At 44.0% G+C, this 22348-nt stretch carries 20 protein-coding genes; 13 read left to right on the forward strand and 7 right to left on the reverse strand.

The annotated features are described in order from the left end of the window. Positions 1-15: 15 nt before the first annotated feature. The 3 genes from ACP7AK_RS02940 to ACP7AK_RS02950 all read right to left on the reverse strand — a co-directional run bounded on the left by ACP7AK_RS02940 (position 16) and on the right by ACP7AK_RS02950 (position 3959). On the reverse strand, positions 16-1335 hold the full coding sequence (locus ACP7AK_RS02940; protein ID WP_425878492.1) for a DcaP family trimeric outer membrane transporter: 1320 nt from the start codon (positions 1333-1335) through the stop codon (positions 16-18). Between the two features lie 108 nt (positions 1336-1443). Continuing rightward, positions 1444-2817: an MFS transporter gene (locus tag ACP7AK_RS02945; RefSeq protein WP_425878494.1), complete on the reverse strand. Its 1374-nt coding sequence runs from the start codon at positions 2815-2817 to the stop codon at positions 1444-1446. Positions 2818-3047: 230 nt separating this feature from the next. Further along, the gene (locus ACP7AK_RS02950; RefSeq protein ID WP_005246251.1) at positions 3048-3959 is read right to left on the reverse strand and encodes a LysR family transcriptional regulator; all 912 of its coding nucleotides are present in this window, start codon (positions 3957-3959) and stop codon (positions 3048-3050) included. A 115-nt stretch (positions 3960-4074) separates the two neighbouring features. Here ACP7AK_RS02950 and ACP7AK_RS02955 point away from each other — a divergent pair, with 115 nt between their 5' ends. From ACP7AK_RS02955 to pcaD, 12 genes are all read left to right on the forward strand, one after another. Continuing rightward, positions 4075-5184 (forward strand): muconate/chloromuconate family cycloisomerase, encoded by a 1110-nt coding sequence (locus ACP7AK_RS02955; protein ID WP_004647035.1) that lies wholly within the window; start codon positions 4075-4077, stop codon positions 5182-5184. 13 nt (positions 5185-5197) lie between these two features. Beyond that, the gene (gene catC / locus ACP7AK_RS02960; RefSeq protein ID WP_004647036.1) at positions 5198-5488 is read left to right on the forward strand and encodes a muconolactone Delta-isomerase; all 291 of its coding nucleotides are present in this window, start codon (positions 5198-5200) and stop codon (positions 5486-5488) included. A 154-nt stretch (positions 5489-5642) separates the two neighbouring features. Further along, a complete protein-coding gene (catA, locus tag ACP7AK_RS02965) occupies positions 5643-6563 on the forward strand; it encodes a catechol 1,2-dioxygenase (protein ID WP_086044786.1) in 921 nt (306 codons plus the stop codon). 71 nt (positions 6564-6634) lie between these two features. Further along, the gene (gene benA / locus ACP7AK_RS02970) at positions 6635-8023 is read left to right on the forward strand and encodes a benzoate 1,2-dioxygenase large subunit (RefSeq protein ID WP_425878498.1); all 1389 of its coding nucleotides are present in this window, start codon (positions 6635-6637) and stop codon (positions 8021-8023) included. Then, positions 8020-8511, forward strand: a complete 492-nt coding sequence (benB, locus tag ACP7AK_RS02975) for a benzoate 1,2-dioxygenase small subunit (protein WP_004647040.1) — start codon at positions 8020-8022, stop codon at positions 8509-8511. Before benA ends, benB begins: the two co-directional genes overlap by 4 nt. Positions 8512-8601: 90 nt before the next feature. Then, positions 8602-9618 carry a benzoate 1,2-dioxygenase electron transfer component BenC gene (benC, locus tag ACP7AK_RS02980; RefSeq protein ID WP_425878500.1) on the forward strand — a complete coding sequence of 339 codons (1017 nt, stop codon included), beginning with the start codon at positions 8602-8604 and terminating at the stop codon, positions 9616-9618. A 17-nt stretch (positions 9619-9635) separates the two neighbouring features. After that, positions 9636-10421, forward strand: a complete 786-nt coding sequence (gene benD, locus ACP7AK_RS02985) for a benzoate diol dehydrogenase BenD (protein ID WP_005106868.1) — start codon at positions 9636-9638, stop codon at positions 10419-10421. A 58-nt stretch (positions 10422-10479) separates the two neighbouring features. Continuing rightward, complete coding sequence (gene benE, locus ACP7AK_RS02990; RefSeq protein WP_004731109.1) at positions 10480-11700, forward strand: benzoate/H(+) symporter BenE; 1221 nt, start codon at positions 10480-10482, stop codon at positions 11698-11700. 37 nt (positions 11701-11737) lie between these two features. Next, positions 11738-12409, forward strand: a complete 672-nt coding sequence (locus ACP7AK_RS02995) for a 3-oxoacid CoA-transferase subunit A (protein WP_004647044.1) — start codon at positions 11738-11740, stop codon at positions 12407-12409. A 19-nt stretch (positions 12410-12428) separates the two neighbouring features. After that, positions 12429-13085: a 3-oxoacid CoA-transferase subunit B gene (locus ACP7AK_RS03000; RefSeq protein WP_005246228.1), complete on the forward strand. Its 657-nt coding sequence runs from the start codon at positions 12429-12431 to the stop codon at positions 13083-13085. A 133-nt stretch (positions 13086-13218) separates the two neighbouring features. Next, entirely contained in the window at positions 13219-14424 is a 1206-nt protein-coding gene (gene pcaF, locus ACP7AK_RS03005) for a 3-oxoadipyl-CoA thiolase (protein WP_425878503.1), read from the forward strand. Between the two features lie 59 nt (positions 14425-14483). Beyond that, positions 14484-15263: a 3-oxoadipate enol-lactonase gene (pcaD, locus tag ACP7AK_RS03010; protein WP_278357015.1), complete on the forward strand. Its 780-nt coding sequence runs from the start codon at positions 14484-14486 to the stop codon at positions 15261-15263. 74 nt (positions 15264-15337) lie between these two features. Here pcaD and ACP7AK_RS03015 read toward each other — a convergent pair whose 3' ends face one another. Both ACP7AK_RS03015 and ACP7AK_RS03020 read right to left on the reverse strand, forming a co-directional pair. Continuing rightward, complete coding sequence (locus tag ACP7AK_RS03015; protein ID WP_396470289.1) at positions 15338-16225, reverse strand: EamA family transporter; 888 nt, start codon at positions 16223-16225, stop codon at positions 15338-15340. A 100-nt stretch (positions 16226-16325) separates the two neighbouring features. After that, positions 16326-17459, reverse strand: coding sequence for a hypothetical protein (locus tag ACP7AK_RS03020; protein ID WP_425878506.1), 1134 nt, complete (start codon positions 17457-17459; stop codon positions 16326-16328). 255 nt (positions 17460-17714) lie between these two features. Here ACP7AK_RS03020 and ACP7AK_RS03025 point away from each other — a divergent pair, with 255 nt between their 5' ends. Next, on the forward strand, positions 17715-18782 hold the full coding sequence (locus tag ACP7AK_RS03025; protein WP_004731123.1) for a zinc-binding metallopeptidase family protein: 1068 nt from the start codon (positions 17715-17717) through the stop codon (positions 18780-18782). A gap of 190 nt (positions 18783-18972) precedes the next feature. On the opposite strand, the gene ACP7AK_RS03030 is transcribed toward ACP7AK_RS03025, so the two are convergent. Then, a complete protein-coding gene (locus tag ACP7AK_RS03030; protein ID WP_425878508.1) occupies positions 18973-20142 on the reverse strand; it encodes a thiolase family protein in 1170 nt (389 codons plus the stop codon). 83 nt (positions 20143-20225) lie between these two features. After that, positions 20226-22007: an acyl-CoA dehydrogenase C-terminal domain-containing protein gene (locus ACP7AK_RS03035; RefSeq protein WP_425878510.1), complete on the reverse strand. Its 1782-nt coding sequence runs from the start codon at positions 22005-22007 to the stop codon at positions 20226-20228. Positions 22008-22348: the final 341 nt, after the last annotated feature.

The raw sequence follows: 22348 nt of genomic DNA on the forward strand, positions 1-22348 counted from the left end.
TCATTGAAAGAAGTCTTAGAAGTTGTAAATAGCAACCGCATTAATACGGTTGTCTTCACCCTTAGTGCTGCCATTCGTGGCTGCACCTAATGCCTCACGTTCACCATAAACATATTCCAGACCGAAACTTAAAGGCTTGGTTGGGCTATAGAACACGTTGGCCCACGCTTGCCATAAGTCTTTATTGGCTTTGGTCTTGTCAGTGACTGCATTGATATAAGCTTGATCTTCATCAAAATTCATATAGCCATAACCCAATGTGCCGCGCAATTTATCATTAAACTGCTGAGTTAAGCCGACTGAAATTGAATCAAATTCACTTTGTAATAAATCGCCATTTGCAGCGGTAATCACACCCGTATTTGCATAAGATACAAAGCTGCTATCGCCTTTGACATGGTAATAGTCAGCTTTGAGCGTTGTACCCGGCACAACATCATACTTGGCACCAAGCCCTACACCCCATGCGGTTTTTTCATCTTCATTGACACGCTTTTCATTCCCCATCGCACGGGCACTGACTGTAAGATTATCAGCAAATTTATGATTTAAACGTGCCGTTAAAGCAGGTAGACGTTGTTTAATACCAGTAATGGTTGCATCTTTAGGATCTTCTACTGCAAATACCAGATTGGTTTCAGGACTGATGGTGCTGGTATAACGAACTTGTGGCGTCCGTTTAATTGAACCGCCAGCATAAACCAATGCATCTACAGTTTCCGGAATATAATCTGGCACTGCAAAGTTCGACCAGGTTTGACCGATCAACCAGTTGGCATAGCTGATATAAGCATGACGGATACGCAAGTTATCAAAGCTTGCGCCGCCCAGAAAATCCACTTCAACTTTACCGCTTAAAGCTTTATCTCCAGCACCGACTGGTGCTTTAAAATCCATGCCTAAACGGGTTGCAGCCAGAGTAGATTTAAATTCATCACTACGCTCACCGACACCTTCTAAAGGTACAGCATTAATCTGGTTATACATACGTGCTGCTGAACCACCTTCAGCCTGATAAGAGGCATCGGCACGAATATTTCCATAAAGATTAAATTCGGCACCACTGGCAATTTTCATGACAGGTTTGCTTGCTGGAGCAGGTGTTGCTGCAACATGTGCAGTGACCACAGCCGTTTGTCTTTGCTGTTGCTCAACCAGTGCGCGTAGAGCCTGAACTTCTTGGCGCAGTTGTTCAATTTCCTGCTGATTCGACTGAGCTGAGGTTTGTGCTTGAGTCGATAAGCTGATGCCCCCTAAACTCATTGCCATCATGCTCATCAGAACTGTGCGCTTGAATGTGATTGTTGTTTGATTAAATAATTGTGTCGTGTTCATCCTAAACTCGCTTTTTATTATGCGTTTTGATTCTAGCAACAGATCACCACCCGTTACGATGGCGATCTATATCATTGGGAATATTATCTTTATTGATTGAAATCTAACTTAATGTGTCGCTTCTTTTGCCACTGGATTCGGCTTCACATCAGGTATTGCAAGGGCTTGGCCATCTACGGAAGTTTTTAAGTTCACCAGGAAAATTGCCAGCGCAGCGATTACGCCAGGAATCGCAATTGCAAAGAAGTTCATTTGATGCGGTAAATTCATGGTTAATAAAGCACCAGTGAGTACCGGCCCAACAATTGCACCAATACGTCCAATACCTGATGCCCAGCCCATACCGGTAGAACGTACTGTCGATGGATAATACTGCGCCACGAAGGTATAGAGCAGAATTTGTGAGCCAATCGTTGCAGCGCCTGCTACAGCAATCAAGGTATACAGAACGAATTGTGGACTGTTAAAACCAAGCAGAATCAACGCAATGGCACCACATAAGAACATGATAGTCAGCACTTTTTTGATATGGAATTTATCTGCGAGATATCCACCACCAATGGCACCCACCATTCCACCAATATTCAGGGCGAACAGGAAGATCATACTTGCACCCAGCGAGTAACCTGCCTGAATCATCAGTTTTGGCAACCAGCTACCCAAGGCGTAGACCATCAACAGGCACATAAAGAATGCCAGCCAGAACATAAAGGTACTGAAGCTACGGCCTTGTTGAAAGAGTGCTTTTAATGGTGCCTCATCCCCTTTTTGTATTTCATTCAGTACAAACTGGGTGTCACTGGTGATGACCTGTGTCGGAGAGATTTTTTGAATAATATCGTGTGCTTTGGCCGTCTGTTGTTTGTTGGTCAGGTACATCAGGGATTCTGGCAGATATTTCCATAGAATCGGCAAGATGAGCAATGGAACGCCTGCAAGCAGGAACATGATTTTCCAACCAAATTGTGGCACCAACCATGCACCGAGTAGCGCAGAAGTCATCCCGCCAATGGCATAACCACTAAACATCAGGGCAACCAGCGTACTGCGGATACGTTTAGGCGCATATTCGGTCATCAATGCCACGACGTTAGGCATGACACCGCCAATTCCAAGGCCAGCCAGGAAACGTAAAATTCCGAATTCGACTGGTGATGTGGCAAAGGCACCGATAAAGGTAAACCCACTAAAAATAGCCACACAGATCATGATGGTTTTTTTACGGCCGAGTTTATCGGATAAAGTACCGAAACTCATGGCACCAAACATCATTCCGAATAAGGCAGTACTGGCCAGCATGCCCGCTTGTACCGCACTTAGCGACCATTCCTGCATCAGTAACGGCAACGCCACCCCATAGATGACCAGGTCATAACCGTCAAAGATAATGATCAGCAAACACCAGATCAAAACACCCCAATGAAAGGGTGTGAATTTCGCTTCATCAATCAGCGTATTTATATTCACTTTATTTGTAGACATCTCCACCTCCTAATTGTGAAGTTCAACTTATGCTGCTCACAATGCAGAAAATAGGAAAAAATGTCTAAAACTGAATAGGCATGGCTTTATACCTATAAGGTCTGGGTCAAATTAAACTATTCAATTAATTAATAAATATATTATTCAATCATGATGTTTTTAAAAACAGCTTGTTTTTATCGCGTCCTCATCGATTTTTGGTGCTATATCATTCACACGATTTTTAGCGATTAAAATACCGATCGATCGTATTTTAGCGCTTCAAGATCATAAACTTGATACACAGCATCAAACAGGTAACGAATGTATTCGCTTTCATCCATATTGCGCATCGCCATAAACACAGGACTCACTGCAAAAGCATCTGCTAGAGGTACAAAGTTGAGATGGGCTAATTTAATGTTTTGTGCGCTTTCCGGTACGATGCAGACGCCTTCTCCGGCAGCGACAAAGCCCAGTGCCAGCTGTAACTCACGGACAATCCGGATATTTTTCGGTTCAAGACCATACTCAGAAAATATGCCACGAACCTGGGTAGAGAAATTTGCCTTTCCAGTATTCGGATATAAGAACAGATGCTGATCGACCAGTTCAGATAAATGTATATTTTCACGATGAGCCAGTACATGACTTGAATGAGCTGCCACCACTAGGCGTTCTTCACGCAATAACACCCGTTTTATCGCAGGATCCGAGATTCTTAAACGGCCGAAACCGACATCAATTCTTCCCTCTTTCAGCGCCTGAATCTGCTCATAGGTATTCATTTCAACCATCTCAATTTTGAGCTGGGGATGTTGCTGCTTAAATAGAAACACAATACGCGACAGCAAGCCGAACAATAAAGAGCCGACAAAACCAATGCTAATGGTGCGATCCGCGATACCAATCCGCTTGGTCATCGATTTGATTTCTTCCGCATTAGACAAAAGTTTAACCGCATGCTGATAGAAGAATTGACCTGCTTCTGTGGTCTTAAGCGGTCTACTCCCTCTTTCAAAGAGCTGAATATCCAGTTCCTGTTCCAGATTTTGTATCTGTCTGCTTAAAGGTGGCTGAGCAATAAACAGTTTTTCTGCCGCTTTGGTAAAACTTTGTTCTTCGACGACGGCAACGAAGTAACGCAAATGTCTGAGTTCCATGGCTCTAAATACCTTTAAAGTATAAAAAGATGCTAAATCGATCTTAGACCAATCAACATTATTCTTTTAAGGTATATCAAGTCAAAGCATTAAAGCAAGAATGTGAACCCGTATTATGTATAAGTCAGTTGAAACCTTGCTGGTAGAAATTCCAACCATTCGCCCTCACAAGATGGCAGTGGCGACGATGCAAACCCAGACCCTGGTATTGGTCAAAATCACCACTGAAGATGGTTACATCGGTTGGGGTGAAGCAACAACTATCGGTGGCTTAGGTTATGGTGATGAAAGCCCGGAAAGCGTAAAAGTAAATATTGAAACTTATTTTGCGCCTCTTTTAAAAACATTATCCGGTTTAAATGTTGCACAGACATTACAAGCAATTAAAAAGAATATTAATGGTAACCGTTTTGCCAAATGTGCGATTCAGACTGCACTTTTAGACATTCAGGCACAACGTTTAGGTTTGCCATTAAGTGAAGTCCTCGGTGGCCGCTTACGTGACAGTATTCCAGTTCTTTGGGTATTGGCTTCTGGCAATACCGAAAAAGATATTGCTGAAGCAGAGAAAATGGTTGCGGCAAAACGCCACAACATTTTCAAACTGAAAATCGGTTCTCGTCCGGTAGAAGAAGATGTTGAACATGTGCTGGCAATTAAGAAAGCCTTAGGCAAAGACGTTTCGATCCGTGTCGATGTGAACCGTGCCTGGTCAGAACTGGAAGCGATTAAAGGCATCCAGTTATTGCAAGATGGCGGTGTTGATCTGATCGAACAGCCATGTGCAATTGATAACCTGGACGCTATGCGCCGTCTGACCCGACGTTTTGATGTTGCCATCATGGCAGACGAATCGTTAATGGGCCCGCACTCAGCGTATGAGATTGCCAAACAAAACGGTTCTTCTGTATTTGCAGTCAAAGTTGCCCAGTCGGGTGGCCTGATTGAAGGTTGCGAAGTAGGCAAGATTGCCAAACTTGCAGGTATTGACCTGTATGGCGGCACCATGCTTGAAGGCCCAGTGGGCACGATTGCTTCGGCACATGTGTTCTCTACTTTTGAAAGTCTGGCATTTGGTACCGAGCTGTTTGGTCCTCTACTGCTGACTGAAGATATTTTGAAAACCCCACTCAACTATCAAAACTTTGAACTTGAGATTCCGAAAGGACCAGGTCTGGGGATTGAGTTGGATGAAAACAAGATTGACAACTTGCGTCGTCAGTAATTAGGAGAAACCCATGCTTTTCCACGTACGTATGGATGTAAACATTCCACGTGATCTGCCAGTTGAACAGGCAAACGAAATTAAGGCTGTTGAAAAGGCTTATTCACAGGAATTGCAGCGTCAAGGCAAATGGCGTCATATCTGGCGCATCACGGGCCAGTACTCAAACATCAGTATTTTTGATGTTGAAAGCAATGAAGAGTTGCACAACCTGTTACAAGGCTTGCCTCTCTATCCTTATATGAACATTGAAGTAATGGCATTAAACCGTCACCCATCTTCAGTTCGAGATGACGACAGTTGATTAAATGAGCGGATTGGGAGTCACCGGATTCCCCTTCCAAATCGAAAACAGAGGGTACCTCAACAAGGATTGTGGCCAGCCAGATTTAGCCAGCCAATGAAAGCTAAAAAAGTGCGCCACTAAAAGATGAAAGACATACTTTAGGAGCAATAGTATGAATCGCCAAGAAATTGATGCATTAGTTAAGCAAATGAACGTTGATACAGCGACAGGTCCTGTAGATGAACGTGTACAACAAGTTGTTGTGCGTTTATTGGGTGACCTTTTCCAGGCTATCGAAGATCTTGATATTTCTCAGTCAGAACTGTGGAAAGGTCTGGAATACTTTACTGATGCCGGTCAAGCGAACGAATTAGGTTTATTGGCTGCAGGTTTGGGTCTGGAACACTACCTAGACTTACGTGCTGATGAAGCGGATGCTAAAGCAGGTATTACTGGCGGTACGCCACGTACGATTGAAGGCCCACTTTATGTCGCTGGTGCACCTGAAACAGTAAGCTTTGCACGTATGGATGATGGTTCTGAAGAAGGCAAAATCCCGACTTTAATCATTGAAGGTACAGTGACGGATACTGACGGCAACCGTGTTGAAGGTGCTAAAGTTGAAATCTGGCATGCAAACAGCCTGGGCAACTACTCATTCTTTGACAAGTCACAGTCTGACTTTAACTTGCGTCGCAGCATCATTACCGCTGCAGATGGTCAATATACTGCATTGACTACAATGCCAGTAGGTTATGGCTGCCCTCCAGAAGGTACAACTCAGTTTGTACTGGACAAATTAGGCCGTCACGGTAACCGTCCATCGCACGTACATTACTTCGTATCTGCACCGGGTTACCGCAAGCTGACTACTCAATTCAATATTGAAGGCGACCAATACCTGTGGGATGACTTTGCATTCGCGACTCGTGAAGGCTTGGTGGCAACTGCGGTTGACGTGACTGATGAAGCTGAAATTGCAAAACGTGGTCTGAAAGGTCCTTTCAAACACATTCAATTTGATATTGAACTTGTGAAAGAGAAACAAGACGCACCTTCTACTGAAGTTGATCGTCGCCGCGCTAGCGCTTAATACATTAAGAAGCGGGATATGCCGTGAGATATATCCCGCTGACTTCCCCCTTGGAAAGTCGGAGAAAGGACATGCCTCGTATTCCCGTAATTAACACCAGCCATTTAGACCGCATTGACGAATTACTGGTTGATGATTATGAATCTGGTGAATTTAAACTACACCGTTCAGTATTTACAGACCAGGCCCTGTTTGACCTTGAGATGAAATACATCTTTGAAGGCAATTGGGTTTATCTGGCACATGAAAGCCAGATTCCAAACAATAACGACTTCTATACTACCTATATGGGTCGTCAGCCGATCATCATTGCACGTAACCGTCAAGGTGAACTGAATGCCATGATCAATGCCTGTTCGCATCGCGGTGCTCAATTGTGTCGTAACAAGAAAGGCAATAAAGCAACTTATACTTGCCCATTCCATGGCTGGACGTTCAATAACTCCGGCAAGTTATTAAAAGTTAAAGATCCGGCTGAAGCGGGTTATTCAGACTGCTTTAACAAAGACGGTTCACATGACCTGAAAAAGGTTGCGCGTTTTGAAAGCTATAAAGGTTTCCTGTTCGGCAGCTTGAATCCGGATGTCCCTGCTCTGGAAGAATACCTGGGTGAAGCGACCAAAATCATTGACATGATCGTGGATCAGTCTGAACAAGGTCTGGAAGTTTTACGTGGTTCTTCGACTTATACCTATGAAGGTAACTGGAAGTTGACTGCTGAAAACGGTGCTGATGGTTATCACGTGTCTGCTGTACATTGGAACTATGCTGCAACCACTCAGCAACGTAAAGAAAAACAGGCGGGTGACAACATCCGTGCCATGAGCGCAGGCGCATGGGGCAAACAAGGCGGTGGTTCTTACGGCTTTGAACACGGTCATATGCTGCTTTGGACGCAATGGGCTAACCCGGAAGACCGTCCTAACTTTGCCAAGAAAGATGAATACACTGCGCAATATGGCGAAGCCATGGCGAAGTGGATGATCGAACGTTCACGTAACCTGTGTATCTATCCAAACGTTTACTTCATGGATCAGTTCGGTTCACAAATCCGTGTCCTGCGCCCGATTTCTGTCGATAAAACTGAAGTGACGATCTACTGTATCGCACCTATAGGTGAAGAGCCGGAAGCACGTACACGTCGTATCCGTCAGTATGAAGACTTCTTTAACGCATCAGGTATGGCAACCCCAGACGATCTTGAAGAATTCCGTGCATGTCAGGCAGGTTATGCCGGTATCGCGCTGGAATGGAACGACATGTGCCGTGGTTCTAAACACTGGATCCAAGGCCCGGACGATGCTGCCAATGAAATCGGTTTAAAACCAAAACTGTCTGGTATTAAAACTGAAGATGCAGGTCTATACCTGGCTCAGCACCAGTACTGGTTAGAATTGATCAAAAAAGGCATTGCGACTGAAAAAGAAATTGCAGCATCTACTGAAGGAGAAAACGCATGAGCGACATCACTTTAGAAAATATTGCGCAGTTCCTGTATCAAGAAGCCCGCTTTTTAGATGATGAACAATGGGATGATTGGTTAACTTGTTATGCCCCTACTGCGTCTTTCTGGATGCCAGCCTGGGATGATGATGACAAGCTGACCACAGATCCGCAGTCTGAAATCTCCCTGATTTACTATCCAGACCGTCAAGGTTTAGAAGACCGCGTGTTCCGGATCAAGACTGAACGTTCATCTGCAACCATGCCGGATACACGTACCTGCCATAACATCAGCAATATTGAAATTGTTGAACGTGATGGCGACAAAGTGACTGTACGTTTTAACTGGAATACTTTGAGCTTCCGTTACAAAACAAGTTACAGCTATTTCGGTATGTCTCGTTATGAAATCGATTTCTCAGGCGATAAACCGCAAATTTTAAGCAAATACGTGGTACTGAAAAACGATTACATCAACCAGGTTATCGACATTTATCACCTCTAAGACTGTTTATACAGCTAGGTTATGCCTTTCGGTCAGATGGAAAATTGGCTGAAAGGCTCAGTTACAAAGATTTATATAGGATATTCAGCCATGTCAAACCACAATGTTGCACTTCAATTTGAAGATGGCGTTACACGTTTTATTTCTGTTTCAGATGGCGAAACACTGTCGGATGCAGCCTACCGTCAAAAGATCAATATTCCTTTGGACTGCCGTGATGGTGCTTGTGGAACGTGTCGTGCGTTTTGTGAATCAGGTTCTTATGACATGCCTGAAGAAACTTATATTGAAGATGCTTTAACGCCTGAAGAAGCCGCTGAAGGCTTTATTCTGGCTTGTCAGTGTAAACCGACTTCAGATGCGGTGTTCCAGATTCAGGCTTCCTCAGAAGTGTGTAAAACCGAAATTCATGCATTCCAGGGTACTTTGGCGCGTGTCGAAAACCTGTCTGACTCGACCATTACTTTTGATATCCAGTTAGACGAAGGTCAACCGGACATTCACTTCCTTGCTGGTCAATATGTGAATGTAGGAATTCCGGGCACGACTGAAACCCGTTCTTATTCATTTAGCTCAAAACCGAGTGACCGTTTAACTGGTTTCGTAGTACGTAATGTACCGAACGGCAAAATGAGTGAATTCTTAAGTAAAAATGCCCAAGCTGGTGACAAAATGACTTTCACCGGTCCATTTGGTAGCTTCTACCTGCGCCCTGTGACCCGTCCTGTCTTGATGCTGGCGGGTGGTACAGGTATTGCACCATTCATGTCAATGCTGCAAGTGCTGGAAGAAAAAGGTTCAGAACATCCAGTGCGTTTAGTATTTGGTGTGACTAATGATTTCGACTTGGTAGCGATTGAAAAACTGAACGAACTGCAAGACAAATTCCCGTGGTTCGAATACCGTACAGTAGTTGCTAACCCAGAATCTGCCCATGAGCGTAAAGGCTATGTGACCGGTCATATTGAGAACGAATGGCTAAATGGCGGTGATGTAGATGTTTACCTGTGTGGCCCTGTACCAATGGTTGAAGCAGTTCGCGGCTGGCTGGATGCTGAAGGCGTAAAACCTGCAAGCTTCCTGTTTGAAAAATTCTCTGCCAATTAATAGAGGGAATTTGTTCAATGTCTAATCGTCAAAGATTTGAAAATAAAGTTGTAATTGTGACTGGTGCCGCTCAAGGCATCGGTCGCGGTGTCGCGCTGCAAGTGGCGAGCGAAGGTGCTCAAGTCGTTATGGCTGACCTTTCCCCTTATGTGGAAGAAGTTCTGGCTGAAATTGAAGCGACTGGCGGTGATGCGATTACGGTCAAAGCCAATCTGGAAACGTTTGCTGGTGCTCAATCAGTCGTTGAAAAAGCGCTAGAAACCTATGGCCGTGTCGATGCGTTAATCAATAACGTCGGTGGTGCGATCTGGATGAAACCTTTCGAGGAATTTTCTGAAGAGGAAATTATCAAGGAAGTGAACCGTTCATTGTTCCCGACCTTGTGGTGCTGCCGTGCAGTACTTCCGGAAATGATTAAAAATCAGAAAGGTACCATTGTAAACGTATCTTCTATTGCGACACGCGGGATTAACCGTGTGCCATATTCAGCATCTAAAGGTGGTGTGAACGGCCTGACCGCTTCCCTTGCCTTTGAACATGCCAAAGACGGAATCCGTGTCAATGCAATCGCGACAGGTGGTACTGAAGCACCACCACGTAAAGTACCGCGCAATGCCAATCCACTGACTGAATCTGAAAAAGAATGGATGCAGCAAGTGGTTGATCAGACCATTGACCGTACTTTCATGGGACGCTACGGTACGATTCAGGAGCAAGTGAATGCAATTGTATTCTTGGCTTCGGATGAATCATCTTATATGACAGGTACAGTGGTACCGGTCGGTGGTGGTGATCAGGGCTAGTCCTGATCATCACGATTTTTAACAGGCTCATGGTTCGACGCAAGGAGGCACATCACCAATGAATACCCTGTTTCAGACATTAAAAAATGATTGGTCAATTTCAGCAACTGTTGCAGGATTCTTAGCAGTGCTGATTTCCTATTCAGGGCCACTGATCATTTTTTTCCAGGCGGCACAGCAAGCCCAGGTTTCCCCGGACATGATGATTTCATGGATTTGGGGAATTTCTATTGGTGCCGCACTCGCAGGTATCTTTTTATCAATTAAATACAAAATACCTGTCGTCACCGCCTGGTCTGCACCCGGAACGGCTTTATTAGTTACGCTGTTTCCCGATATTTCACTCAATGAAGCGGTTGCTGCCTATATCACCTCTGCTGTGGTGATTTTTTTCATTGGGATCACCGGTTATTTCGACAAGTTACTGTCCTGGATTCCTCAGGAAGTGGCTGCCGGGATGATGGCAGGGATTTTACTGCAGTTTGGTTTAGGGCTGTTCACCGCGACCGATACCATGCCCTATATCGTCTTTGGCATGCTGGCGGTATTTTTGCTGGCCAAGCGTTTTAGTCCACGCTATGCCATGGTCTGGGTGCTGATTGCCGGTGTGGTTTTAAGCATGCTGCTGGGCAAGATTAACCCGGTCACGGCAGATTTCAGTCTGGCGATTCCGCAATTTATTGCACCGGAATGGACCTGGAGTTCAACCCTGAATCTGGCCCTCCCGCTCATTCTGGTCAGCCTATCGGGCCAGTTTTTACCGGGAATGGCGATTATCAAACTCAGTGGTTATGACATGCCAGCCAAGCCGATTATCAGTGCAACCAGTATTGCCTCGCTTGCAGTGGCCTGTGTGGGGGGTATCACGATTGTCTTGGCCTCAATCACAGCTGCTTTGTGTTTAGGCAAAGACGCGCACGAGCTGAAAGAAAAGCGTTATATCGCCGGCGTGGCGAATGGGCTTTTTTATATTTTAGGCGGCTTATTTGCCGGCAGCATTGTCATGCTGTTTAGCCTAATGCCCAAAGAATTAATTGCGGCTTTGGCAGGACTGGCATTGCTCGGTGCGATTGCCACCAACATTTCCGTGGCCATGGGCAAAGAGTCACAACGTGATGCAGCGCTTATCACCTTTTTAGCGACTGCTTCCGGCATGCATTTCTTGGGACTGAGTTCAGTCTTTTGGGGAATTTGCATTGGCCTGGTAGCACATTTTCTGCTGTCACAGAAAAACCGTAACGCAGTTCCGGTTACAGCATCAGATTCAAAACGAGTTTAAAGACATCCATCAGTTTAGGATATGTAAGGACCAGATTATGATAGATAAAAGTTCATTATCATTGAAAGAAGCACTCTCCCAGATCAAGGACGGTTCTACCATCATGATCGGTGGTTTCGGTACAGCGGGTCAGCCTGCTGAACTGATTGATGGTCTGATCGAATTGGGTATTAAAGACCTGATTATTGTCAACAACAATGCCGGTAATGGCGATTATGGTCTGGCGAAACTGCTTAAAGCTGGTGCTGTTCGCAAGATTATTTGTTCTTTCCCACGTCAGTCAGATTCCTGGGTATTTGACGAGCTTTACCGTGCTGGAAAAATTGAACTGGAACTGGTGCCGCAAGGTAATCTGGCTTGCCGTATTCAGGCAGCAGGTATGGGCTTAGGTCCAATCTATACCCCAACCGGTTTTGGTACCTTACTGGCTGAAGGCAAACCAACCTTGAACTATGAAGGCAAAGATTTTGTCCTGGAAAATCCGATTAAAGCTGACTTTGCTTTAATTAAAGCTTCTAAAGGCGATCGTTGGGGCAATCTGGTCTACCGTAAATCTGCGCGTAACTTTGGCCCGATCATGGCGATGGCGGCTGATGTGACGATTGCTCAAGTTTCTGAAGTGGTTGAACTGGGTGCACTGGATCCGGAACACATCATCACCCCGGGAATTTTTGTTCAACACGTTGTTCAAGTTAAACCTGCACAATAATTGGCATCGGAGATAAATAATGAGCTATAGCAAACTGACCCGTGACCAGATCGCTGAACGTGTGGCACAAGACATTCCTGATGGTGCCTATGTAAACCTCGGTATTGGTTTACCGACCAAGATTTCAAGCTACCTGCCAAGCGATAAAGACGTATTCCTGCATTCTGAAAATGGCCTGTTGGCTTTCGGTCCTCCTCCTGCTGAAGAAGACCGCGATCCTGAGCTGATCAATGCCGGTAAAGAATTCGTCACCCTACTTGAAGGCGGTTCATTCTTCCATCATGGTGATTCATTTGCCATGATGCGTGGCGGTCACTTAGATATCGCAGTATTGGGTGCTTTCCAGGTTGCTGAAAATGGCGATCTGGCCAACTGGCATACTGGCGCACCAGATGCAATTCCAGCGGTGGGCGGTGCCATGGATCTGGCTGTTGGCGCGAAGAAAGTCTTTATTACGACCGATCACGTGACCAAAAAAGGCGAGCCAAAAATTGTGGCTGAACTGTCTTATCCTGCGACTGGCCTGAAATGTGTGGATCGTATTTACACCGACCTGTGTGTGATTGATGTGACACCTGAAGGTATGAAAGTGATTGAGAAAGTTGAAGGTCTGTCATTTGAAGAATTGCAGTCAATGACCGGTGCCAAACTGATTGATGCGACTCAATCAAATTAAGGGGAAGTCCCTCCTTGATTAAAGGAGGGATTTAGGGAGGATTTGAGGAATAAAACTACTTCATTAAATCCCTCCCAACCTCCCTTTAAAAAGGGAGGAGTTTTCTTCTTTTAAATATGTGAGCAAATACACAATGAAAAACGCATATATTATCGATGCCATCCGTACCCCATTCGGTCGTTATGCCGGTGGCCTCGCGCCTGTCCGTGCTGATGACTTAGGTGCGCTGCCAATTAAAGCGTTGATGGAACGCAATCCAAGTGTGAACTGGGAACAGGTCGATGACGTGATCTATGGCTGTGCCAATCAGGCCGGTGAAGACAACCGTAACGTCGGTCGTATGTCTTCTCTGCTTGCAGGTTTGCCTTATCAGGTACCAGCGACGACCGTAAATCGCCTATGTGGTTCATCAATGGATGCCGTGGCGATGGCAGCACGTGCGATTAAAGCCGGTGAAGCTCATCTGATTATTGCCGGTGGTGTAGAAAGCATGTCGCGCGCGCCATTTGTCATGGGCAAGTCAGAAACGGCGTATGGCCGTAGCCAGAAGATTGAAGACACCACCATGGGCTGGCGTTTTATCAATCCGAAACTAAAAGAAATGTACGGCGTAGAAACCATGCCGCAAACGGCAGAAAATGTCGCTGAACAGTTCGGGATCAACCGTGCCGATCAGGACAAATTTGCCTTGACCAGCCAACAACGTACAGCTGCAGCGCAAGCCAAAGGTTTCTTTGATAAAGAAATCATTCCGGTGGTGATTCCACAACGTAAAGGCAATCCGGTGGTCGTGGATAAAGATGAACATCCACGTGCGTCTACCACTGCAGAAGCGTTGGCAAAACTGAAACCTGTGGTAAAAGCAGACGGTACGGTAACGGCGGGTAATGCATCTGGTATTAACGATGGTGCGGCTGCTCTACTGATTGCTTCTGATGAAGCGGTTGCTCAACACGGCTTGAAACCACGTGCCAAAATTATTGGTTCAACCGTCGTTGGTGTTGAACCACGTATCATGGGCTTTGGTCCAGCACCTGCCATTAAGAAACTGTTGGAACAAACAGGTTTGACTATTGAACAGATGGACGTGATCGAGTTGAATGAAGCCTTTGCAGCACAAGCTTTGGCTTGTACACGTGACTTAGGTATTGAAGACGGTTCAGAGAAAGTCAATCCAAATGGCGGTGCAATTGCTTTAGGTCATCCACTGGGTGCATCTGGCGCACGCTTAGTGACCACTGCACTCAACCAGCTTGAACAAACCGGTGGTAAATACGGTCTTTGTTCAATGTGTATTGGTGTCGGTCAAGGCATCGCTTTGATTATTGAACGCGTCTAACAACCTATTAAAAAGATAAACCTCCTCCCTTTTTTAAAGGGAGGTCGGGAGGGATTTCAATGCCAACATTTACATCCAACGATGCCCAGATCAATTACCAGACCTTTGGTGATGCCAGTAAACCTGCCCTGGTTTTTTCTAACTCACTAGGCACCAAATTCAGCATGTGGCAACCACAAATTAAATTTTTCCAGCAAGATTATTTTGTTGTGTGTTATGACACTCGTGGTCATGGGGCTTCATCTGCACCGCAAGGTCCGTATAGCTTGGAACAGTTAGGTCAGGATGTTGTAAACTTACTTGATCATTTAAAAATTGAAAAAGCTGCATTCTGTGGTATTTCAATGGGTGGTTTAACCGGTCAATGGTTAGCAATCAACAAGCCCGAACGTTTTAGCCACGTGATTATCTGCAATACTGCTGCCAAGATCGGTCAGGAACAGGCCTGGCTGGAACGTGCCGCACTGGTACGTGAACAAGGTCTGGCGCCGATTGCATCGACAGCAGCAGCACGTTGGTTTACCGATCCCTTTATCCAGAGCAACGCAGCGATAGTTGCAGAACTTTCAAACGACCTTGGAGCTGGCAGCCCGGAAGGTTATGCAAGTTGTTGCGAAGCTTTGGCTAAGGCGGATTTACGTGAACAGATCAAAACGATTTCAGTGCCGGTACTGATTGTGGCCGGTCAGCAAGACCCGGTGACGACAGTTGCAGATGGTCAAGCCATGCAAGCTGAAATTTCACAAAGCCAGCTGTTTGAAATCAATGCCTCGCACATTTCCAATGTGGAGCAACCAGAAGCCTTTAATCAGGCAGTTCAGAAATTTATTGCAGCTTAAATACTAGAGGCAAAGAAAAAGCCACTGTTGATCAGTGGCTTTTTTATGCTTAGATTTAAAAAACTGGTTCTACATCAGGCCCAGATCACTAAAATCGCTGCAATCACTACTAAGCCCAGACCCCAATGCTCGGTACGTGCCAGTTTTTCTTTAAAGAAATATGCCGAAATCAGCATACTAAACAGAATCTCAATTTGTCCTAAGGTTTTCACGACCGGCACACTCATCATGCTCATGGCAGTAAACCAGCCTAGTGATGCCATAAAACTGCACACACTCACTTTAAAAGTTAAGCCCAGACGCTGCCACATGGCCACTAAAGTCTGGCGGCTGAATAGGCTTAGATAAAGCAGCATACTCAGGCACTGAAAACTGATCACCATTAACAACACCCAGGCCGCACGATGCAAGGTTGGTAAAGTGGTTAATTCTAAACTGGCTTCGCGTACCAGTAGTGAGGTAATGGCAAAACTTAAACCGCTTCCGATGCCAATAGCCAGTGTTCTGGCTGAAAACCCACTGACCTGTTGGTCTTTACTCAATAAAAATACCGCATATCCGCCTAGTGCCACACCAATCCACGCCAGGAATGACAAATGATCCGCTAAAAAGGTCACGCCGATAATGGCGGCTAAAATGGCTTCGCTTTTCGCCAACCCCACTCCAACGGCATAATTTTTTTGCTTGAACAGTTGCACCATCAGTGCCGTAGCTAAAATCTGACTGCAACCCGCAATTACTACATAGATCCAAAACTTTGGGGTGAAGTGAGCCACACTTTCAACCGGCTTGAAATAATACAGGCTGCTCAGGTACAGCACAGCAAATGGCAAGCCAAAAATAAAGCGTGCCAGGGTGACTCCCCACACATCCACCGTGGTACTAAGCTGTTTTTGAAAGGCGTTACGCCAAGCCTGCATAAATGCAGCCATTAAAGTGAAGAAAATCCAGCTGAATGCCATCTACTGATCGCTATTACCTCAAAAGTAAATTAATTCTATGCCTTAGTAAAAGCGCTGACTAATTAAAAATAGGATACTCGCCGATAGCGGAAAGTTTGGATTACTTTCTAAATTCACTCACTAATTTGGCAAGTTGCTCCATTCCATCAAAGGTGGTTGGAATCTTGTCATCAGATGAAACTAGCGGTGAAAAGATAATATTTTCAAATTTCTCAAAGCCTGCTGCATTTTTCTTATGCAGTTTTTCTGAATCTTCAGCATAGTTATGGATGAACTGACACAGTGCCATGCGAAGTTCTAGCTGCATCATTTGAGATTGGACTGCTCTTTTGTCTTGTAAAGAAATTTTTAAAAGATATAACGTAATTAAAATTAAAGTAATGAAGGGAATAGAAATAAACCACATACCAGTAGGTAGCTTTCCATCAAAATAGAAAAATGCTCCAATTAATGCACCTAATTCCACAAAAGGTATAGAAAACATTGTTGCTGCAACAAAGCTATAAGTACCTTTTGCATTATCTAACTCTATTTTTTTCTGATCATAAAGCTCTTTAAAACCTTTATTGAGCAAAACGAAATCATAAGTTTGTTTATTTTTTTCAAGACGCTTTTCTAATTCTGATACTTTACTTTTTTTAGATTCAAATGTACTAGTCCAAGCATCAATTTTTTCTATATTTCTGTGATTAGACTCTAAATATTCAATATATTTTGAAAAATGATCAGGTGTTAAAGTTTCAATTATTTTTTGAAAATTTGGATTAGAATAAACTTTACTTAACAGTTTAAATGGCAATTTATCTATAAAAGAAAAAATATAATTTACTTCAGGACTGAATTTATTTGCATTATTTTCAATAAAATCAAAAAAGGATTTTTGAAAAGAGTATCTATAATCTTTCCTAAACATTACTTCTTTATAATATGCATAGATTAATAAATTTATATACTCTAGCTTTATTCGATCCGAATATTCAAAATGATGCCCTAATTCCCCATACTCATTATCAAATACCAACTTTAAACTTAAATCATTTCTTTTTTTGATCTCTATACAGTGTTCTTCAAACTCATTTAGCCTTTCATTATCATAAAGATCTATAGGATCTAAATTTTTTAGTAACTCCTTTTCCCACTCATCAATATCTGTCCTTTCTTTAATTTCAGAAATATATTTTTTTAATTGAATGATAACATTGCTAAATGAATTACTAAGAAATGAAAAAGCCATACTAAACCAATTTTTATAATTAAATAATGGTAATTTTCTTATAAATCAAAAACTAAAGCAATATCAATAATCATTAAACTATCTTTGATGGGATATTCATTCACACCTTTTTTACAATTCATCCATATAGAATTTTCAATGAAATTTTTATGATGTTTCTTTATCAGGAAGAAATTTAGGTAGGCATTCTGAACCTTTTTTCGTGTTCATCATCGATAAACATTTTAGGTCGTTCGCTTCCCTACAGGGAGTTTAATGAAACATTTTGAATGTGCCGTCTGCAAGCAACAGCTGTTTTTTTACAAATCAGTTTGTGATCACTGTCTGTCACCGATCGGTTATATCGCTTCGGAAAAAGAGCTATGCGCATTCGAAAAACAGAGTGCTGAGCGATGGGTTCCAATCGCCAAAAACTACCAGCATGCCAGTTATAAACCCTGTCACAATTATGTAAATTATCAGGTATGCAACTGGATGATTCCCAGCGATGAAGATGAGGAATTTTGTGAATCCTGTCAGTTGACCCATGTCATTCCTGATTTGGAAAATTCCGAAAACCTGATTTACTGGTTTCGACTGGAAGAAGCCAAACGTCGATTCCTGTATTTGGCCCAGCGCATGAACATGATGCCACGCCCTAAAAAGTCTGAAGATGATCCATTTGGTCTGCGTTTTGATTTTCTCCTGCCCCAAGAAGATAAGCCTGTTTTAATTGGTCATGCCAATGGGGTCATTACCCTAAATGCAATTGAAGCCGATGTAGTTTATCGGGAAACTACACGTGTAAATATGGGTGAAAACTACCGGACTTTATTAGGTCATTTTCGCCATGAAAGCGGCCATTATTATTTTGCGCTCATGCAACATATGCATCCGGAATTGCTAGATGAATTCCGTCAGTATTTTGGCGATGAGCGGCAAGACTACAGCAAGGCACTTGAACGCCATTATAACGAAGGCGCACCAATCAACTGGCAGGAAAAGTATATCAGTGCTTATGCCACCGCCCATCCCTGGGAAGACTGGGCAGAAACCTGGGCACATTATCTGCATATGATGGAAACACTGGAAACTGCCTACTATGGTGGTATGCGTGTCGAAGGAAATGGCAGCTATCTGGCCAGTATGGATTTTAAAGAATGCCCGATTGGTGGACAGGATTTTGAACACATTCTAGAAAATTGGGTCACCTTGACCTTTAATCTGAATGCCTTAAACCGTTGTATGGGCCTGGAAGATGCCTACCCGTTCAAGCTGAGCGAAGCAGTAAAAGACAAGTTACGATTTATTCACCGGCATGTGCTAGAAAAAGTTTTTAAATAATTTAAAAAGTAATTTTTATAGTAAAAATATAGATGGAATCGGATCAGCAAAGTCTGAAAATATTGATTTTATTGTGTATTTTAAAAATTAATATGATTTAAAGAATCCCTGCTCCTGGCGAACCAAGAGCAGCAACTTTTGAATGAATCAGTATTGAGTTTGCTACCTAAATATACGATTTAGGATGGGCTTAAACCAGTTCCACAGCAATCGCAGTCGCTTCCCCACCACCGATACATAAAGATGCAATGCCTTTCTTGCCGCCAGTACGTTTTAAAGCATGAATCAGGGTCACAATGATACGGGAACCAGAAGAACCCAGTGGATGACCAAGTGCACAAGCACCGCCATTAATGTTCACTTTCGCTGGATCAAGTTTAAAGCCATCAATGGCCAACATGGTCACCATGGCAAAAGCTTCATTGATTTCCCAAAGATCGACATCCTGAGCATCCCAACCCGTTTTTTTCAGGATTTTTTCAATCGCACCAACAGGTGCAATAGTAAATTCTGACGGATGCTGCGAATGGTTGGCATAGGCCACAATATTAGCTAACGGTTTTAAGTTGCGCTGTGCAGCAATTTCGCTCGAGGTGATCACCAGTGCTGAAGCACCATCTGAAATTGAACTGGCATTTGCCGCAGTAATGGTGCCGTCTTTTTTGAACGCTGGACGCAAAGTTGGAATTTTGTCAGCCTTGGCATTTAAAGGTTGCTCATCCTGCTCTACTACCACATCACCTTTACGGCTACTGACAGTGACCGGTACGATTTCATCTTTAAAGAAACCTTGCTGAACGGCAGTCACGGCTTTATTTAAGGAACCAATCGCATAGTCATCCTGCTGCTCACGGGTATAACCTTTTTTATCCGCCATTTCCTGAGCAAGAATTCCCATCGACAGGCCTGTTTCCGCATCTTCCAGACCTTCCTGGAACATATGATCAATGACCTTTCCATGCCCCATACGGAATCCGGCACGTGCCTTGTCCATCAAATATGGTGCGTTCGACATCGACTCCATACCGCCAGCCACCACAATCTCTGCTGAACCGGCTTTGATCGCATCTGCTGCCTGCATCACGGCTTTCATACCAGAACCACAAATTTTATTAATCGTGGTCGCCCCCGTGGAATCCGGTAGACCCGCCTGACGCATGGCCTGACGTGCCGGACCCTGTTTTAAACCAGCAGGAAGAACGCAGCCCATAATCACTTCATCAATATCATTGGCCGACAGACCTGCACGTGCCACTACTTCTTTAATTGCCACAGCACCCAAATCTGGCGCGGTACAGCTTGACAATGAACCTTGAAAACCGCCCATCGCGGTACGTACTGCATCTACAATTACGATCATTTTAGTTTCATCCTTTTTCATCATTGTTATCAACCCTACATAGCCAAAGTACTGTAGGGCTGGTCCTTCGCAATCATTGCGGGTTAAGCCTGTGCGGTAAAATATGCTTCAGGCAATTGCATGACCAGTTCCGCACCGGCCTGAATACGCTGGATTCGTGCACTCAAATCCGGAAGTACTTTGGCCACATAATAGTTGGCCAGTACCAGTTTGTTCTGGAAGTAACTATCGTCTTTGGCTGCGGCGGCTTTGCTAATCCGCGCATACATATAGACAAAGCTGAGCAGCCCAACCGCATGTAAATAATCGACAGCAATCGAATTAGCAAAATCAGGGTTCAGCTTAGACTGCTCGACGATGAATTTGGTGATATCTTCAAGTTGCTGACAGGTCTCTAATGTCGCCGTTTTAATCGTCAATGAATCATCTAGACTTTGTGCAAATTCACGGATTTCAGCAATATATTCCGCGATATAAGCACCATTACATTTGGTGGTTTTACGCCCAATCAGGTCAATCGCCTGCACGCCATTGGTGCCTTCATAAATCTGTGAAATACGCAGGTCACGGATACACTGTTCCATGCCCCATTCACGGATATAGCCATGACCACCGAAGCACATTTGCGCTTCCAGTGCAGAATCCAGTGCCTTGTCGGTCAAATAAGCTTTGGCGATTGGCGTTAACAGCGCCACACGGTCAGTCGCTTTACGCACGGCTTCAGGATCGGTTGAGTATTTGGTAATATCCAGTTGTTGACCTACATACACCGCAAACGCACGTGAAGCTTCATTGTTGGCACGCACATTGAGCAGCATACGACGTACATCGCCATGGACCAGAATTGAATCGGCTGGTTTTTCTGGAGATTTTGCACCAGTTGATGCACGGCCCTGTAAACGATCCGTCGCATATTGTGCCGCATTCTGGTAGGCAAATTCTGCTGCACCAATGCCCTGAATTCCCATAGATAAACGTTCGTAGTTCATCATTACGAACATGCCGGCCAGACCTTCATTTTCATTACCGACCATATAGCCTTTGGCGCCATCAAAGTTCATGACGCAGGTCGCCGAGCCTTTAATTCCCATTTTATGTTCGATCGAACCGGCAGCTACTGTATTACGCTCACCGAGTGATCCATCTGCATTGACCAGGAATTTCGGCACAATAAATAATGAAATACCACGGGAACCTGCTGGTGCATTCGGAGTTTTTGCCAGCACCAGATGAATGATATTTTCACTCAGATCATGCTCGCCGCTGGTAATGAAAATTTTGGTGCCAGTAATGTTGAAGGAACCATCCTCATTCGGTTCAGCTTTGGTCTTGATAATGCCAAGATCCGTGCCGGAATGTGGTTCAGTCAGACACATGGTGCCCGACCATTCACCCGTATAGAATTTTGGTAAATAGGTTTCTTTCTGTTCCTGTGAGGCGCGGTCATTGATCGCCATACCTGCACCCACAGTGAGTAGTGGATAAAGCATAAAAGATGGGTTGGTGCTCCAGATCATTTCATCCGCCAGAACCGTGAGCATTTTCGGCATGTTTTGCCCACCCCATTCTTCAGGAGCACCCAAGCCCACCCAGCCACCTTCGGCAAACTGTCTGAAAGCTTCTTTAAAACCTTTTGGTGTCGTCACTTCACCGTTTTTAAACTGAGCACCACCTTCTTCATCAGCAGGACGATTCAGGTCAAGAATAACATTCTTCGAAAATTTGGCCATCTCTTCCAGAATTGCATTTGCCGTCGCCATATCTAAATGTGCAAGATTTTCATTACCTTGCCAAAATTGTTCCGCTTGGAATACATCATTTAAAATAAATTCCATGTCTTTTAGAGGCGCATTATAAATCGGCATTTTTAAATTCCTTAAAGGGTGATACTCAATCCTGTTGCCAAATATTTTCTAATTTTCATTAGAATCCAAACAGGCGATTTTAAAATCGTGATATCCAATTCTTGCAGTATTAAATCTATATCTAGATTCATAAAGTTGCCTTAAAAATCACGTCTTCATGTTCAGTATGAGTGACTGAATATGCCAGCTTAATATTGATCTACTTTCCGTACTAAACCCTGATAAATATGAGCTTAAAACAGTCGAAGGATTTAGCTTCGTGCGCTGAAACAATAAAATAATTATACTGAAAATGGAATTTTATTTAGCAAAGTTGATCTCTAGGGTTCAGTTTTCTTGAC

Source organism: Acinetobacter sp. TWP2-2-3, assembly GCF_049896445.1.
GTDB lineage: Bacteria > Pseudomonadota > Gammaproteobacteria > Pseudomonadales > Moraxellaceae > Acinetobacter.

Excerpts from the sequence above, each read along its gene's own strand:
- ACP7AK_RS03035 (WP_425878510.1), bottom strand. The coding sequence starts at position 22,007 with ATGCCGATTTATAATGCGCCTCTAAAAGACATGGAATTTATTTTAAAT.
- benC (WP_425878500.1), top strand. The coding sequence starts at position 8,602 with ATGTCAAACCACAATGTTGCACTTCAATTTGAAGATGGCGTTACACGT.
- benD (WP_005106868.1), top strand. The coding sequence starts at position 9,636 with ATGTCTAATCGTCAAAGATTTGAAAATAAAGTTGTAATTGTGACTGGT.
- catC (WP_004647036.1), top strand. The coding sequence starts at position 5,198 with ATGCTTTTCCACGTACGTATGGATGTAAACATTCCACGTGATCTGCCA.
- ACP7AK_RS03020 (WP_425878506.1), bottom strand. The coding sequence starts at position 17,459 with ATGGCTTTTTCATTTCTTAGTAATTCATTTAGCAATGTTATCATTCAA.
- ACP7AK_RS03015 (WP_396470289.1), bottom strand. The coding sequence starts at position 16,225 with ATGGCATTCAGCTGGATTTTCTTCACTTTAATGGCTGCATTTATGCAG.
- ACP7AK_RS02940 (WP_425878492.1), bottom strand. The coding sequence starts at position 1,335 with ATGAACACGACACAATTATTTAATCAAACAACAATCACATTCAAGCGC.
- benA (WP_425878498.1), top strand. The coding sequence starts at position 6,635 with ATGCCTCGTATTCCCGTAATTAACACCAGCCATTTAGACCGCATTGAC.
- ACP7AK_RS02955 (WP_004647035.1), top strand. The coding sequence starts at position 4,075 with ATGTATAAGTCAGTTGAAACCTTGCTGGTAGAAATTCCAACCATTCGC.
- ACP7AK_RS03025 (WP_004731123.1), top strand. The coding sequence starts at position 17,715 with ATGAAACATTTTGAATGTGCCGTCTGCAAGCAACAGCTGTTTTTTTAC.
- ACP7AK_RS02995 (WP_004647044.1), top strand. The coding sequence starts at position 11,738 with ATGATAGATAAAAGTTCATTATCATTGAAAGAAGCACTCTCCCAGATC.
- pcaD (WP_278357015.1), top strand. The coding sequence starts at position 14,484 with ATGCCAACATTTACATCCAACGATGCCCAGATCAATTACCAGACCTTT.
- benB (WP_004647040.1), top strand. The coding sequence starts at position 8,020 with ATGAGCGACATCACTTTAGAAAATATTGCGCAGTTCCTGTATCAAGAA.
- benE (WP_004731109.1), top strand. The coding sequence starts at position 10,480 with ATGAATACCCTGTTTCAGACATTAAAAAATGATTGGTCAATTTCAGCA.
- ACP7AK_RS03000 (WP_005246228.1), top strand. The coding sequence starts at position 12,429 with ATGAGCTATAGCAAACTGACCCGTGACCAGATCGCTGAACGTGTGGCA.
- ACP7AK_RS02950 (WP_005246251.1), bottom strand. The coding sequence starts at position 3,959 with ATGGAACTCAGACATTTGCGTTACTTCGTTGCCGTCGTCGAAGAACAA.
- ACP7AK_RS03030 (WP_425878508.1), bottom strand. The coding sequence starts at position 20,142 with ATGATCGTAATTGTAGATGCAGTACGTACCGCGATGGGCGGTTTTCAA.
- catA (WP_086044786.1), top strand. The coding sequence starts at position 5,643 with ATGAATCGCCAAGAAATTGATGCATTAGTTAAGCAAATGAACGTTGAT.
- pcaF (WP_425878503.1), top strand. The coding sequence starts at position 13,219 with ATGAAAAACGCATATATTATCGATGCCATCCGTACCCCATTCGGTCGT.
- ACP7AK_RS02945 (WP_425878494.1), bottom strand. The coding sequence starts at position 2,817 with ATGTCTACAAATAAAGTGAATATAAATACGCTGATTGATGAAGCGAAA.